Genomic DNA, 13,583 nt, shown 5'->3' with positions numbered 1-13,583 from the left:
GTCATGCGGGCTCCAGAGTGTGCAATCAAAGGCACCGGTTCCGAGCCTCAGGGAGTGTTGCGGTAAAGGGAGTTACTTATGGAAATAACGTTAGGGCTGGCCCGGTCCCGGGCTATCAAGAGACGGATGTCTTGATAAGAGCGTTGCCACATGGACTCTCCGATTCAACATCATTGATCACCTGACAATTCCTCCCTTGGAGGAATGCGTGTGCCTGTTCCATGGAACGTTGTGGTGGATACGTTGAAAGACCGAAGAACTTTCATCAATCAAAAGACCGCGCTTAGGGTGAAATGAACATGTTTAACCTACATCACAAGGCTGACCTGCTGGAAATCGAACGCTACAGCTGCGCACTGACCGAGGCCAACGCCAAATTGGCCGCCGTCAGCCGCTCGATGGCGATGATTGAGTTCACCCCTGAAGGCATCGTCCTCGATGCCAACGAAAACTTCTGCGCCGCCATGGGCTACAGCGCCGAAGAAGTGCGCGGCAAGCATCACCGGATCTTTTGCGAAGAGGCGTATTACCGCAGCGACGCCTACGCCAAGTTGTGGCGCGACCTGGCCCGTGGCGAGCCGGTCAGCGGCACCTTTTCCCGTTTGAACAAGCGCGGCAAGGAGATCTGGCTGGAAGCCAGTTACATGCCGGTGTTCGGCCGCGATCGGCAAGTTACCAGTGTGATTAAAGTGGCCACAGACATCTCGGAGCGGGTCAACAGAGAGCACGAAAACGAAAGCATGCTCTCGGCGATCGGTCGTTCCATGGCGGTGATCGAGTTCACTCCCGAAGGTCACGTCATCACCGCCAACGATAACTTTCTGAAGACCACGCATTATTCGCTCAACGAAATCGTCGGTCAGCATCACAGCCTGTTCTGCCACCGCGCGGAAGCCGATTCACAAAACTACAAGGCGTTCTGGGCTTCGCTGAATCGCGGCGAGTATCACTCGCACCGTTTCGAACGCCGGGACAAATACGGCCATACCATTTTCCTTGAAGCGTCCTACAACCCGTTGTTTGACACCAAGGGCCGGTTGTACAAAGTGGTGAAGTTCGCCAGCGACATCACCAACCAGGTGACCACCCTGCAAACCGCTGCCGAATCGGCCCACAGCACCTCTGTACAAAACGATGCCTGCGCGCAGAAGGGCTCTCAGGTGGTGCAGCAAACGGTGCAGATCATTCAGGACATTTCCCGGGACTTGAACGAGGCGGCGCTGAGCATCGATGCGGTCAGCAAGCAGTCCGACATCATCGGCACCATCGTCCAGACCATTCGCGGCATTGCCGATCAGACCAACCTGCTGGCGCTCAACGCGGCGATCGAAGCGGCGCGGGCCGGGGAGCACGGGCGCGGGTTTGCGGTGGTCGCCGACGAAGTTCGCAGCCTCGCCGCCCGCACGAGCCAGGCGACGCTGGAGATCGTCGACGTGGTGCGCAAGAACCATGATCTGTCATTGAGTGCGGTGTCGAGCATGCAGTCGAGCCTGAGCCGGACCGGCCTTGGGGTCGAACTGGCGAACGAGGCGGGGGAGGTGATCCTGGAGATTCAGCAGGGGTCACGGCACGTGGTGGATGCAATCAGCCAGTTCAACTCAACGCTGCAGCTGAACTGAAACCCAAAACTGTAGGAGCCGGCTTGCCGGCGATTGCGTCTGTGAGATCGCTATCGCCAGCAAGCTGGCTCCTACGGTTTTTGGGTGAGCCCTCAACCTCGAATCCACCCCGATCCCTGTAGGAGCCGGCTTGCCGGCGATGGCGTCTGTGAGATCGCTATCGCCAGCAAGCTGGCTCCTACGGAGGTATCTCCGTGGTTACAGCGAGGCGAGGAACTTGTCGACCACCTGGGCGCTGCCTTTCTCGGTGCTGTTGCTAGCGTCGGCTTTGTCGGTCTGCGCCAGTTTCATCTTGTCCTGCAGACGATCGGCAATTTCTTTGCCGATCGCCAGTTGCTTCTCTGGCGGCATGGCTTTCAGGTCTTCTTCGGTAATGCCCATTTCGTCCAGGATACTGTCGCGCAAACGCTGTTCCGGCGTCTTGCTCATGTAGTCCTTGAACTGATCCGTGGCTGTACCGCCACCGAATTTGGTCTGGGTGTCTGCCGGAAGTTTCGCATCGGTCGCCTGCAACGCCACGCGGGTTTTCGCGAACGCTTCATCGACGTTATCGGCGATTTTGCTGGCGGCGTTGACCTGTTCCGTGGCGAGTTTGGAAACGGTGGACAGAATCGGCCCTTCGTACTTTTTCATCTGAACCTGCATCGTGTTCTGCAGGTTCTGCATCAACACGCCCTGAAGACCGGCGGCAGCTTCCGCAGTTGGGTCGTCACCCGGCTTCTTGGGAAGCGGCATCGTCAAATTCTGTTTGGCACTGACCAACATGATGAGTAGACCTTGTAGGTGTTTGTGGTGCCGCGACGGGAGCAATTACTGTGCCTAAACGTTTAAGTTCATACGTTTCAATTACTTATGATTTTTTAGCAACCCTGTATCCGGGTTGTTACGGTCAACCCTTGCCGCCGGGCGGCAGAGGTCGACCGATCATGGCAGGCCGTTACAGCCGTGTTTGAGAAAGCCGGGGCGTTGTGCGAGTCGCTGGAAGTACTCGTCGATGGCGGGGAAGTCGGGTCGATCCATCGGGGTCATCAGCCAGCGGTTGACGGACAGCCCGATGACGATGTCGGCCAGGGTGAACCGGGGGCCGGCAACGTAGGCTTTAGTGGCCGCGAGCTGATGTTCAAGCAGCGCCATTTTTTGATTCCAGCCGCGCAGGCCGACGGCGATCCGGTGCGCGTCCTGGAATTCCGGGTCCTTGCGCACCAGCGCGGTGAACGCGTAGCTCCAGGACGAATTGAGGTCGGTGGCCTGCCAATCCATCCACTGTTCCACCCGGGCGCGGGCCGCCGGTTCGTGGGGCAGCAGGTCGGTGTTTTGGTGTTTGCCGGCCAGATAGCGGCAGATGGTGTTGGATTCCCACAACACACCGGCCTCGTCGATGATCACCGGGACCTGCGCGTTGGGGTTGAGCCTTACAAACTCGGGACTGTGGGTCGACGCATAGCCGCTGCCCCAGTCCTCGCGCTCGTAGGAAAGGCCCAGCTCTTCGCAAGTCCACAGAACTTTTCTGACGTTGATGGACGACGCTTTGCCGAGAATCTTCAGTGCATGTTCCATGGAGCTACTCCTCTGGCCACTCGATGCTTCTGAACGCTCAGAATACCCCTGTAGGAGCCAGCTTGCTGGCGATGGCATCACCGCGTTTTATCTGATGAACCGAGGTGATGCGATCGCCGGCAAGCCGGCTCCTACAGGAATTACGTGCTCTCGCGCACCTTCAATTCGAACCCCATGTCCTGCACCGGTTTCGCCACCGTGTTGCCCGCCATCAACGTCAGCATCTGTTCCGCCGCACGCCGGCCGATCGCTTCGCGCGGGGTGTTGATGCTGCTCAAGCGCGGGACCATGTGCGCCGAGGCCGGCAGATCGTTGAAGCCGAGGATCGCCACTTGCTGCGGAATCCTGATCCCGCAGCGCATCGCTTCCAGCAGCGCGCCCTGCGCCAGGTCGTCGTTGCCGAAGAAGATCGCATCGACATCCGGATGACTGGCGATCAGTTGCAGGAACAGTTCGCCGCCCAGGCCGACGGAAGACGCGCGCGGGGTCAGCACTTCCAGGTCCGGGTCATACAGCCCGGCTTTTTTCAGGGCTTTGCGAAACCCTTCGCCGCGCAGCAAGGTGCGCTGATCCAGTTGCGCGCCGATGTAGGCCAGGCGCTTGCGGCCGCGTGACAGCAGATGCTCCGCTGCCGTTTCGCCAGCCGCCAGTTGCGAGAAACCCACGCAATTCAGCCCGGCGGCGCTGTCGAGTTCCATCATGTACACGCAGGGAATGTTGCTCGCCTCGATCATCCGCCGCGAACTTTCCGTGCGATCGAATCCGGTCAGCAGCAAACCGCGCGGCTGATAGGCCATGTAATTGCGCAGCAGGTTTTCTTCTTCGTCGCGGGAGTAATGGAAGTTGCCGATCAGCACTTCGAAGCCCTTTGGTCGCAAAACCTGATGAATGGCTTCCAGCGTATCAATGAACAGCAGGTTGGACAGCGAGGGCACCAAAACCACCACGGAATGGCTCTGGGCCGAGGCTAACGCGCGGGCGGCGGGGTTGACCACGTAGTTGAGTTCAAGCGCCGCTTTCTGCACTTTTTCCACCAGTTCGGTGGCCACGGTGCTGACGCCGCGCAAGGCGCGGGAGGCGGTAATCGGGCTGACGCCGGCGAGTCGGGCGACTTCATTGAGGGTCGGACGGCCAGTGGTTCGCGTATTTTTATCGTTTTTAGGGGAGGTCATCGGGCGGCTTGCCAAACAAAATACAAGGCACTAAGGTAGCGCTGTCCCGAAGCAGCTGCAAATGCGTAAGCGAGTTTTGCCTGAACCTCGCTTTTCGGCGTTGGGAACGAACATGCTGCAACCCACAAAAATGACAAGAAGGCGTCGGCAACTTCTACTTTTGAACTAGTGTCATAACTGGCAAAGGTAGCGCTGTCTGCGCGCTGAGGTGTTACATGAATCATCCCATCACCGCCCTGGTCATCATGGGCGTTGCCGGTTGCGGCAAGACAAGCGTCTGCGATGCCCTGTGCGAGCTCAGCAGCGCCACTGCCATTGAAGGCGATACTTTTCACCCCGCCGCCAATATCGAAAAGATGAGCGCGGGCATTCCCCTGAACGATGACGACCGCGCCGGCTGGCTCGACAGCCTGTGCGATGAACTGCGCCGCGTCGATGCCACGGGCCAGCGCCCGGTGTTGACCTGCTCGGCCCTCAAACACAGTTACCGCGAAGTCCTGCGCAGCGCCTTGCCGGGCCTGGGCTTCGTGTTCCTTGAGCTCACGCCTGAAGTGGCCGCCGATCGTGTGTCCCACCGGCCGGGCCATTTCATGCCGTCGACCCTGATCGACAGCCAGTTCGCCACCCTTGAATCCCCCGTTGGCGAGCCGCTGACCCTGGCCCTTGATGCTTCGACCCACAGCGTCGACCAGTTGGCGAAGCAAGCCCACGTCTGGTGGCTGGAACACGGCCTGAAACGCGCCGGTTAAATTTTGCTTGCAGAGATAGCGCTGTCCTTATGGCTTTCGAATTACCCGCTTTAATAACAACAACAACCAGGAGACACCCCTAATGTTTGGCATGTCCCACGAGACGTTCCTGCTGCTCGATGCAGTGGTCACGGTGATCGGGCTTATCGTCCTGATCACCAAGTTCAAATTTCACCCGTTCATTGCCCTGATCATTGCCGCAGCCTTTCTCGGGCTGACCTCCGGCATGCCGATCGGCACCATCATCAAGGCGTTCCAGGACGGCTTCGGTGGCGTGCTCGGCTTCGTCGGCATCATCCTCGCGCTGGGCACCATGCTCGGCAAAATGATGGCCGAGTCGGGCGGGGCGGATCAGATTGCCCAGACGCTGATTCGCGCGTTCGGCAAGGAAAAAGTGCAGTGGGCGATGATGTTCGCCGCGTTCCTGGTCGGCATTCCGCTGTTCTTCGAAATCGGTTTCGTGTTGCTGATCCCGTTGGTGTTCATCGTCGCCCGACGTACCGGCGTGTCGATCATCAAGATCGGTATCCCGCTGCTGGCCGGTCTGTCCGCCGTGCACGGCCTGGTGCCACCGCACCCGGGTCCGCTGCTGGCCATCGGCGTGTTCGGTGCCGACATCGGTAAAACCATTCTGTACGGCCTGATCGTCGCGCTGCCGACTGCCATCATCGCCGGCCCGATCTACGGCACCTTCATTGCCAAGTACATTCCCGGCCATCCGAATCAGGAGCTGGTGGATCAACTGGCCCGCGAGACCGATTCCGCCGATCTGCCAAGCTTCGCCATCACCCTGGTCACCGTGCTGTCGCCGGTGTTCCTGATGCTGCTGAAGACCTTTGCCGATGTGGCGTTGCCGGAAGGCAATTTCTTCCGCACCTTCATGGACCTGGTCGGTCACCCGATCTCGGCCCTGTTGCTGGCCTTGCTGCTGTCGCTGTACACCTTCGGTTACAAGCAGGGCATTGGTTCGAACCAGATGCTCAAATGGCTGGATGCGAGCCTCGCGCCAACCGCCGCGATCATTCTGATCATCGGTGCCGGTGGTGGCTTCAAGCAGATGCTGGTGACCAGCGGTGTCGGTAACGTCATCGGCAACATGGCGGTGGCCGCGCAGATTTCGCCGATCCTGCTGGCATGGCTGGTGGCGGCGGTGATCCGCATTGCGACTGGTTCGGCGACCGTGGCGACCATTACTGGCGCTGGCATCGTGGTGCCGGTGGTGGGGATGATTCCGGGTGTGAACCGTGAGCTGCTGGTGCTGGCCACCGGTGCCGGTTCGTTGATCCTGTCTCACGTCAACGACGCGGGTTTCTGGCTGGTGAAGCAGTACTTCAACATGACCGTGGCAGAAACCTTCAAGACTTGGACGGCGATGGAAACCATCCTGTCGGTGGTTGGCCTGGGCTTCATTCTGCTGTTGTCGTTGTTCGTCTAAGCACACCGCAGAACCCAATGTGGGAGCGAGCCTGCTCGCGATGGGGACTTAACATTCAACGAAGATGTTGAATGTAAGTCCGCTATCGCGAGCAGGCTCGCTCCCACAGTGTTATGTGTCAGGTGTCAAGATTTGCTGACTAGCCCATCCGCCCTGAACATCCCGCGAATCCCGCGCACGGCCTGACGAATCCGGTCCTGGTTCTCGATCAGCGCAAAGCGCACATGATCATCCCCATATTCCCCGAATCCGACACCCGGCGAGACGCAGACCTTGGCCTCGGCCAGCAGTTTCTTGGCGAACTCCAGCGAACCCAGGTGTGCATACGCCTCGGGAATCTTCGCCCAGACATACATCGAGGCTTTCGGATTCTCGACCATCCAGCCCAGTTCATGCAGGCCTTTGACCAGCACGTTACGGCGCTGGCGGTATTGCTCGGCGATGTCTTTCACACACTGCTGATCACCTTCCAGCGCCGCAATCGCCGCGACTTGCAGCGGAGTGAAGGTGCCGTAGTCGTGGTAACTCTTGATCCGCGCCAGGGCGTTGACCAGTTCCGGGTTGCCGACCATGAAACCGATGCGCCAGCCCGCCATGTTGTAGCTCTTGGACAGGGTGAAAAACTCCACCGCGATGTCCTTGGCGCCCGGCACTTGCATGATCGACGGGGCTTTCCAGCCGTCGTAGACGATGTCGGCGTAGGCCAGGTCGTGCACCACCAGCACGTCGTACTGCTTGGCGAGGGCGATGACGCGTTCGAAGAAGTCCAGCTCCACGCACTGCGCGGTCGGGTTGGACGGGAAGCCGAGGATCATCATCTTCGGTTTCGGGATCGAGCCGCGAATCGCCCGTTCCAGTTCGTCGAAGAAATCCACGCCCGGAATCAGCGGCACCGAACGCACCTGGGCGCCGGCAATCACGGCACCGTAGATGTGAATCGGGTAGCTCGGGTTCGGCACCAGCACGGTGTCGCCCTGGTCCAGGGTGGCCAGCATCAAGTGCGCCAGGCCTTCCTTGGAACCGATGGTGACGATGGCTTCGCTTTCCGGGTCGATATCGACTTCGTAGCGATCCTTGTACCAGTTGGAAATCGCCCGGCGCAGGCGCGGAATGCCCTTGGACGTGGAGTAGCCGTGGGTGTCTTCGCGCTGGGCAACGGTGACGAGTTTTTCGACAATGTGCGGCGGCGTCGGGCCGTCGGGGTTGCCCATGCTCAAGTCGATGATGTCTTCGCCACGACGACGGGCGGCCATCTTCAGCTCGGCGGTGATGTTGAAAACGTAAGGGGGGAGTCGATCTATGCGCGCAAAGCGGCGCGGCGAACCTTGTTCGGCCATTGTTGCCTCGGATAACGTAAGCGCCCGGAACCGTCCGAGCGACGCTGGTCACTGCGGTGACCTGTGGCGGAATGTACGGGCAGCTGTGGCAGACTGTCCAGCCTCCACGTAAACAAATTTTTTCCGAAGGAAATCGGTCGATGGAATTTAGCAGCGGCTTTTTGCTGAGCCTTTCTCTGTGCCTGGACATCGGCGTAGCCAACATCGCGATGATCACGCTGGCCATGCAACGCGGCTATTTCCAAGGCTTTGCGCTGGGGTTGGGGACCTGTGTCGGTGACCTGATCTACGCCGTGCTGGCCCTGGCCGGCATGACCGTTTTGCTGCAGTACGAAACCGTGCGCTGGGTGCTGTGGATCGGCGGTTCGGCGCTGTTGATCTATTTCGCGGCGAAGATGATTTACTCGGCGATCCACCATGAAGCGCTGTTGGCCGAAACCGCCGAGGTGGGCCACAACTCGCACCGCAAGGAGTTCTTTCGCGGGATCTTCCTGGCCATGTCGTCCCCCAGCGCCATTCTCTGGTTCGCCGCAGTGGGCGGCACGCTGATCGCACGGTCCGGCGGTGGCGGGGCGCTCAGTTCGGCGTTGTTCCTTGGTGGTTTTCTCTGCGCCGGCCTGTTGTGGTCCGCCGGCCTGTGCTTCGCGGCGAGCCATGGCGGTAAGTTGTTGGGCGACAAGTTGCTGCGCTATTCCTACATGGCATCGGCGGCGATCTTCTGCTATTTCGCGGTGTACGTGATCCTATCCGGTTACAACGAGTTCGTTGGCAGCGCTGCCGTCGAGGCGTTGCACAGCCTGTGACTGGGCTAATCGGGTTTGGCTTCTATACTCCCAGCCGAACCCACTTTTTTGATCCAGGAGTCGAGTCATGGACGAGCAATCAGGCGTGAAACTGGCCGAGCCACGTTTCGAACACGGGCACTTCCTGCTGATCGCAGGGCTGGGTGGCCGCTTTACCCAGGCGACTACCCAGGGCATCCCCGAGCTCTGGGAAAAATTCATCCCGCATATCGGAAAGATCCCGGGTCAAAAAAGCGAAGTGACCTACGGCATCTGCTGCAATCCGGATGGCAAGGGCGGCTTCGAATACATCGCCGGGGTCGAGATCGACAAGCTCGACGATCTTCCTGAGACATACCGTTGGGTCGAGGTTCAGCCCCAGCATTACGCGGTGTTCGAACACAAAGGCCCGCTCGACGATTTGCCTGCGGTGTTTCAGTACATCTGGAAAACCTGGCTGCCGCAGTCCGGCAAAGAAGCGGCGGACGCGCCGGAATTCGAACGCTACAGCGAAGACTTCAACCCGAAGCTCAACACCGGTGTGCTGGAAATATGGCTGCCGCTCAAGGCCTGATGCCCTATGATTGGCGGCCTGTTCAACGCTGAATTCGAGCCGCCATGACCACCGTTATCCGTCACGTTGTACCCGCTGACCTCGACCGCTGCTACGCCATCGAAACCGTTGCCTACGAAGGCGACGAGGCCGCCACTCGCGAGAAAATCGCCACCCGCATCGCCACCTGGCCGGAAGGTTTCATCGTCGCCGAAGTGGAAGGCGTTGTGGCCGGTTTCATCAATTCCGGTGCGACGTTTCAGGTGGAGATGTCGGACGAAGCGTTCAAGGAGCTGATCGGCCACGACCCGGCCGGCCCGCACGTGGTGATTATGTCGGTGGTGGTGCATCCGGATTATCAGGGCCAGGGCCTGGCGAAACGCTTGATGGGCGAATTCATCGAGCGCATGCGCGGGCTGGGCAAGACCAGCATCGACCTGATGTGCAAGGAACACCATGTTCCGCTGTACGCCGGGTTCGGGTTTGCCTACGTCAAACCGTCCGCGTCGGACCATGGCGGGATGGCTTGGCATGAAATGGTGTTGAGTTTGTAAGATCCCCCGTAGGAGCCAGCTTGCTGGCGATCGCGGTGTGTCAGTCAACATAAGTGCTGGCTGACACACCGCAATCGCCGGCAAGCCGGCTCCTACAGTGATGTGTGTTGATTTTAAAAAAGCAGTCCCATCCGCCGTTCGTAACCGATCCGGCCCTTGTAGGCCTCGCCGCTATCGATCCAGCCAAACCTGGCATACAACGCGATTGCCGCTTCATTGTCCGCGTCCACCGACAATTCCAGCCCCCGTATTTCCGGAAACGCCTCGCGCGCGACGTCGGGCAGGGCAACCAGACACGCCTTGCCAAACCCTTTTCCCTGCTGGCGCTGGTCGACTTGCAGCGCATGCAAGGTGGCGCTGTGCTCGTTAGCCCAGGCGGGTAACACCGGCGGGCGTTTGAGCAGCAGGAACGCCACGGGAATCTCATCGGCCAGCAGGGCAAAGCCTTTGACGCCGGGCCCCGGTTTCGACAGCAAGGTGTGCAACGCACCGTGAATGTCGCCGGAGAACTTGATCTGTTCCTTGTGCACTTCGATGGCCTCGACCTGCTGGCGCTGGTGCGCGTTCAGGCTGTCGTAAGGCACGAGTCGGGTCGTCACTGGAGTGTCCTTTTTCCACGATAAATGAGCCTCGGATTCTAACGGGTTTGCGTTCATGGATTATTTTTATGTGACGGTCGATTTGGCATCGCGCCAGACGACTAAGGGTGTCTTCACAACAAAAACCACGGAGAACCATCATGAGCGCTACCCACGAAATCGAGGCCCTGATCGACACGTATCGCCAGGCTGTGATCGGCAAGGACGTCGAGAAAATCATGGCCCTGTACGCCGACGACATCGTCTCCTACGACGCCGTCAAGGCCCTGCAATTCCGCGGCAAACCCGCCTACCGCGCGCATTGGCAGGAATGCATGGAAATGTGCCCCGGGCCGCATAAATTCGACTTCGACCACATGAACGTCGTGGCGGACGAACACATCGCTTTCGCCCACTGGCTGGCCCACTGCGGCGGCACCAACGAGCAGGGTGAAACCCAGGCCTGCTGGATGCGCGTGACCGCCTGCTATCGGCGCGACGGCGGGCAGTGGCGCATCGTCCACGAACACTGGTCGGCGCCGTTCGACATGACGAGCGGCACCGCATTGTTCGGCCTGCAGCCCTGATCGTCGGGAAGTACCACCCACAGACCCAACTGCAGCCATAGTTGATCCGTCCGGTCAGGAGAGCGCGATGAAATATTTATGTCTGGTCTACAGCGACGAACGCCTGCTGCATTCGCTGCCCGAGAGCCCGAAGGACGAGGAGTGCATGGCCTACGCCGAGTCGATCCAGGGCAGCGGGCGGATGGTCGCCGCCGAGGCGCTGGAGTCGGTGCAGACCGCCACCACCGTGCGCATGCGCAACGGCAAGGTGTCGATCACCGATGGCCCGTTCGCCGAAACCAAGGAGCAATTGGCCGGCTTCTACCTGATCGACGCCAAGGACCTCAATGAAGCGCTCCAGGTCGCCGGCAACATTCCGGCGGCCCGGGTCGGCTGTGTCGAGGTGCGACCGGTTCGGCAGTTGAATCCCTGAAAAGGAGGTTTGCGTGGTGATGTGGGTGATTGAAGGCAATCAGGGCTGATGGCCGACGCGTCGGTCAAGGCTCGGGTCGAGCAGGTCTACCGTGAGGAGTCGCGGCGGATCCTCGCGACCCTGATCCGCCTGCTCGGCGATTTCGACCTCGCCGAAGAAGCCCTGCACGAAGCTTTTTTTATCGCGGTCGAGCGCTGGCAGCGTGACGGCGTGCCGGACAATCCGCGGGCCTGGCTGGTGTCCACCGGGCGCTTCAAGGCCATCGATGTATTGCGTCGGCGCGCGCGGTTTGCCGCGTCCCGACCGCTGTTGATCGCGCAACTGGAGGCGCTGGAGCAGGCCGACTGGAGTGACGAAGCCGTGGAAGACGATCGCCTGCGCCTGATCTTCACCTGCTGTCACCCGGCACTGGCGGCGGACGCCCAGGTGCCGCTGACCTTGCGCGAAGTCTGCGACCTGACCACCGAGGAAATCGCCCGGGCGTTCCTGTCCGCACCGGCGACCATCGCCCAGCGCATCGTGCGGGCCAAAGCGAAAATCCGCGACGCGAAGATCCCCTATCAAGTGCCGACCCTGGCCGAGTTGCCCGAACGACTCGACAGCGTATTGCGGGTGATTTACCTGGTGTTCAACGAAGGTTACTCGGCGTCCATCGGCACCGAGCTGACCCGCGAAGACCTGACCCGCGAAGCGATCCGCCTCGGACGCCTGTTGATGGAGTTGTTGCCCGAACCCGAAGTGATGGGCCTGCTGGCGCTGATGCTGTTGCATGAGTCACGACGCCCGGCACGAACCTCGTCGAGCGGGGAGCTGATCCTGCTCGACGATCAGGACCGCTCGCTGTGGGATGCCGGAATGATTGCCGAAGGTTGCGCACTGATCGAGCGCGCACTGGGCACGCGGCGATTCGGACCTTACTGCCTGCAAGCCGCCATCTCGGCGGTGCATGCCGAAGCACCGACGGCGGCGCAGACTGACTGGATGCAGATCGTGGGGCTGTATGACGTGCTGTTGGCGGCCGTGCCTTCGCCAGTGATCGAGTTGAACCGTGCCGTGGCGATCTCTAAACGGGACGGGCCGTTGGCGGGGTTGGCGTTGGTTGAAGGCATTCTGGATCGCGGGGAATTGTCGGATTACCACCTGGCGCATTCGGCGCGGGCGGAGTTTTGTCGGCAGTTGGGCAGGGTGGAGGAAGCGCGGGCGGCGTATGAACGGGCGTTGGGGTTGACGCAACAGGTGCCGGAGCGGCGGTTTATCGAGGCTCGGATCATGGCATTGAAATGAGGTGATACGGCGGACGCCATCGCCAGCAAGCCGGCTCCTACAGGTTCAGCGCCACCCTTTGTAGGAGCCAGCTTGCTGGCGATAAGGTCCGCAGGACCTTCATTCCAACATCTTCCCCAACAGCCAGCTCCCCGCCGGCCCCGGCGGATTCAGCCGCGACCACAGCGCATCGACGAACAACGGCTTCGGCCATCCGCGCACGTCCAGCTCCTGCAACGTGCCGGTATCAAACCGCGCCACCAGCCATCTCGGCAACGGCGCCCAGCCAAACCCGCCCTGGGCCATTTCCAGCAGCATCAAATAACTCGGCGCCGACCAGACACGTCCCTTCGCGCGGGTTTCATACGGATTGACGATCGTCGCCAGGCGCAACTCCCGGTGTTGCTGCAACACGTCCTGATCGATGCCCGACAACGCCGCCAACGGGTGCTTGCGGGACACGAACAAGGCGATTTCCGTGCGCTCCTGTACCGTCGAACTGACCAGGTCCGGCGGGTAACTGTCCTGCTGCTCGGCGAACGCCACGTGCGCACGACCGCTTTGCACCAGCGCAATCAGGTCGTCGCATTCGGCGATCAGGCATTCGAGTTCCAGGTCCGGATAACGCTGCTCGAACGCGCCGAGTGTCGCTTCGAAACGGTCGGACTGATAGGTGTCGGAAATCGCCACGGTCAGTTTCGGCTCGGTTCCCTGGGACAGCTGGCTGGCGGTCATTTCCAGGCGGCTGGTGGCCGCGAGGATGTCCTCGGCCCGTTGCAACATCACGTGCCCGGCGGGCGTCAGGGTCGGCTTGCGGCTGCTGCGGTCGAACAGGATCAGGTCCAGATCGATTTCCAGGCTCGCCACCGCCGCACTGACCGTCGACTGACTGCGCCCCAATTTACGTGCTGCCGCGGAAAACGAGCCTTGGGTCGCCGCTTGCACGAACGCTTGCAACACTTCCTGAGAGGCCATGAACTATCGC

15 protein-coding genes and 1 pseudogene are annotated in these 13,583 nt (G+C 60.5%); 10 read left to right on the top strand and 6 right to left on the bottom strand.

Features of this window, described 5'->3' with window-relative positions; genetic code table 11:
• Nucleotides 1–293 precede the first annotated feature (293 nt).
• Nucleotides 294–1,076, top strand: a pseudogene (locus ACF6ZU_RS05705) (PAS domain-containing protein); the annotation flags it as partial.
• A complete protein-coding gene (locus tag ACF6ZU_RS05700; RefSeq protein ID WP_392893712.1) occupies nt 1,050–1,619 on the top strand; it encodes a methyl-accepting chemotaxis protein in 570 nt (189 codons plus the stop codon). The pseudogene ACF6ZU_RS05705 and the gene ACF6ZU_RS05700, both read left to right, overlap by 27 nt.
• Nucleotides 1,620–1,817: 198 nt before the next feature.
• Here the strand turns inward: ACF6ZU_RS05700 and ACF6ZU_RS05695 are convergent, their stop codons facing one another.
• The 3 genes from ACF6ZU_RS05695 to ACF6ZU_RS05685 all read right to left on the bottom strand — a co-directional run bounded on the left by ACF6ZU_RS05695 (nt 1,818) and on the right by ACF6ZU_RS05685 (nt 4,348).
• Nucleotides 1,818–2,384, bottom strand: a complete 567-nt coding sequence (locus ACF6ZU_RS05695) for a hypothetical protein (RefSeq protein ID WP_392890900.1) — start codon at nt 2,382–2,384, stop codon at nt 1,818–1,820.
• 159 nt (nt 2,385–2,543) lie between these two features.
• A complete protein-coding gene (locus ACF6ZU_RS05690) occupies nt 2,544–3,176 on the bottom strand; it encodes a glutathione S-transferase family protein (protein WP_392890899.1) in 633 nt (210 codons plus the stop codon).
• A 140-nt stretch (nt 3,177–3,316) separates the two neighbouring features.
• Nucleotides 3,317–4,348: a LacI family DNA-binding transcriptional regulator gene (locus ACF6ZU_RS05685; RefSeq protein ID WP_392890898.1), complete on the bottom strand. Its 1,032-nt coding sequence runs from the start codon at nt 4,346–4,348 to the stop codon at nt 3,317–3,319.
• Between the two features lie 215 nt (nt 4,349–4,563).
• Between ACF6ZU_RS05685 and ACF6ZU_RS05680 the strand changes: the two genes are divergently transcribed.
• Together ACF6ZU_RS05680 and ACF6ZU_RS05675 are read left to right on the top strand one after the other, a co-directional pair.
• Nucleotides 4,564–5,097: a gluconokinase gene (locus ACF6ZU_RS05680; protein ID WP_392890897.1), complete on the top strand. Its 534-nt coding sequence runs from the start codon at nt 4,564–4,566 to the stop codon at nt 5,095–5,097.
• Nucleotides 5,098–5,179: 82 nt separating this feature from the next.
• A complete protein-coding gene (locus tag ACF6ZU_RS05675; RefSeq protein ID WP_392890896.1) occupies nt 5,180–6,532 on the top strand; it encodes a GntP family permease in 1,353 nt (450 codons plus the stop codon).
• Between the two features lie 125 nt (nt 6,533–6,657).
• Here the strand turns inward: ACF6ZU_RS05675 and alaC are convergent, their stop codons facing one another.
• Nucleotides 6,658–7,869 carry an alanine transaminase gene (gene alaC, locus ACF6ZU_RS05670; protein WP_392890895.1) on the bottom strand — a complete coding sequence of 404 codons (1,212 nt, stop codon included), beginning with the start codon at nt 7,867–7,869 and terminating at the stop codon, nt 6,658–6,660.
• A gap of 140 nt (nt 7,870–8,009) precedes the next feature.
• On the opposite strand from alaC, the gene ACF6ZU_RS05665 reads away from it, so the two are divergent.
• The 3 genes from ACF6ZU_RS05665 (at nt 8,010) to ACF6ZU_RS05655 (ending at nt 9,758) form a co-directional block, all read left to right on the top strand.
• On the top strand, nt 8,010–8,672 hold the full coding sequence (locus ACF6ZU_RS05665; protein ID WP_392890894.1) for a LysE family translocator: 663 nt from the start codon (nt 8,010–8,012) through the stop codon (nt 8,670–8,672).
• A gap of 67 nt (nt 8,673–8,739) precedes the next feature.
• A complete protein-coding gene (locus ACF6ZU_RS05660) occupies nt 8,740–9,225 on the top strand; it encodes a GyrI-like domain-containing protein (protein WP_392890893.1) in 486 nt (161 codons plus the stop codon).
• Between the two features lie 44 nt (nt 9,226–9,269).
• Nucleotides 9,270–9,758, top strand: a complete 489-nt coding sequence (locus ACF6ZU_RS05655; protein ID WP_392890892.1) for a GNAT family N-acetyltransferase — start codon at nt 9,270–9,272, stop codon at nt 9,756–9,758.
• A 113-nt stretch (nt 9,759–9,871) separates the two neighbouring features.
• On the opposite strand, the gene ACF6ZU_RS05650 is transcribed toward ACF6ZU_RS05655, so the two are convergent.
• Nucleotides 9,872–10,357, bottom strand: a complete 486-nt coding sequence (locus ACF6ZU_RS05650; RefSeq protein WP_392890891.1) for a GNAT family N-acetyltransferase — start codon at nt 10,355–10,357, stop codon at nt 9,872–9,874.
• 140 nt (nt 10,358–10,497) lie between these two features.
• Here ACF6ZU_RS05650 and ACF6ZU_RS05645 point away from each other — a divergent pair, with 140 nt between their 5' ends.
• The 3 genes from ACF6ZU_RS05645 to ACF6ZU_RS05635 all read left to right on the top strand — a co-directional run bounded on the left by ACF6ZU_RS05645 (nt 10,498) and on the right by ACF6ZU_RS05635 (nt 12,619).
• Nucleotides 10,498–10,923, top strand: a complete 426-nt coding sequence (locus ACF6ZU_RS05645; protein ID WP_392890890.1) for a YybH family protein — start codon at nt 10,498–10,500, stop codon at nt 10,921–10,923.
• A gap of 67 nt (nt 10,924–10,990) precedes the next feature.
• Entirely contained in the window at nt 10,991–11,335 is a 345-nt protein-coding gene (locus ACF6ZU_RS05640; protein ID WP_392890889.1) for a YciI family protein, read from the top strand.
• 48 nt (nt 11,336–11,383) lie between these two features.
• The gene (locus tag ACF6ZU_RS05635) at nt 11,384–12,619 is read left to right on the top strand and encodes an RNA polymerase sigma factor (RefSeq protein WP_392890888.1); all 1,236 of its coding nucleotides are present in this window, start codon (nt 11,384–11,386) and stop codon (nt 12,617–12,619) included.
• 99 nt (nt 12,620–12,718) lie between these two features.
• On the opposite strand, the gene ACF6ZU_RS05630 is transcribed toward ACF6ZU_RS05635, so the two are convergent.
• The gene (locus tag ACF6ZU_RS05630) at nt 12,719–13,573 is read right to left on the bottom strand and encodes a LysR family transcriptional regulator (protein ID WP_392890887.1); all 855 of its coding nucleotides are present in this window, start codon (nt 13,571–13,573) and stop codon (nt 12,719–12,721) included.
• Nucleotides 13,574–13,583: the final 10 nt, after the last annotated feature.

The sequence above is a fragment of the Pseudomonas migulae genome (assembly GCF_043225285.1).
Taxonomy (GTDB): domain Bacteria; phylum Pseudomonadota; class Gammaproteobacteria; order Pseudomonadales; family Pseudomonadaceae; genus Aquipseudomonas; species Aquipseudomonas migulae_C.
This window is presented reverse-complemented; position numbering and strand designations above follow the sequence as displayed.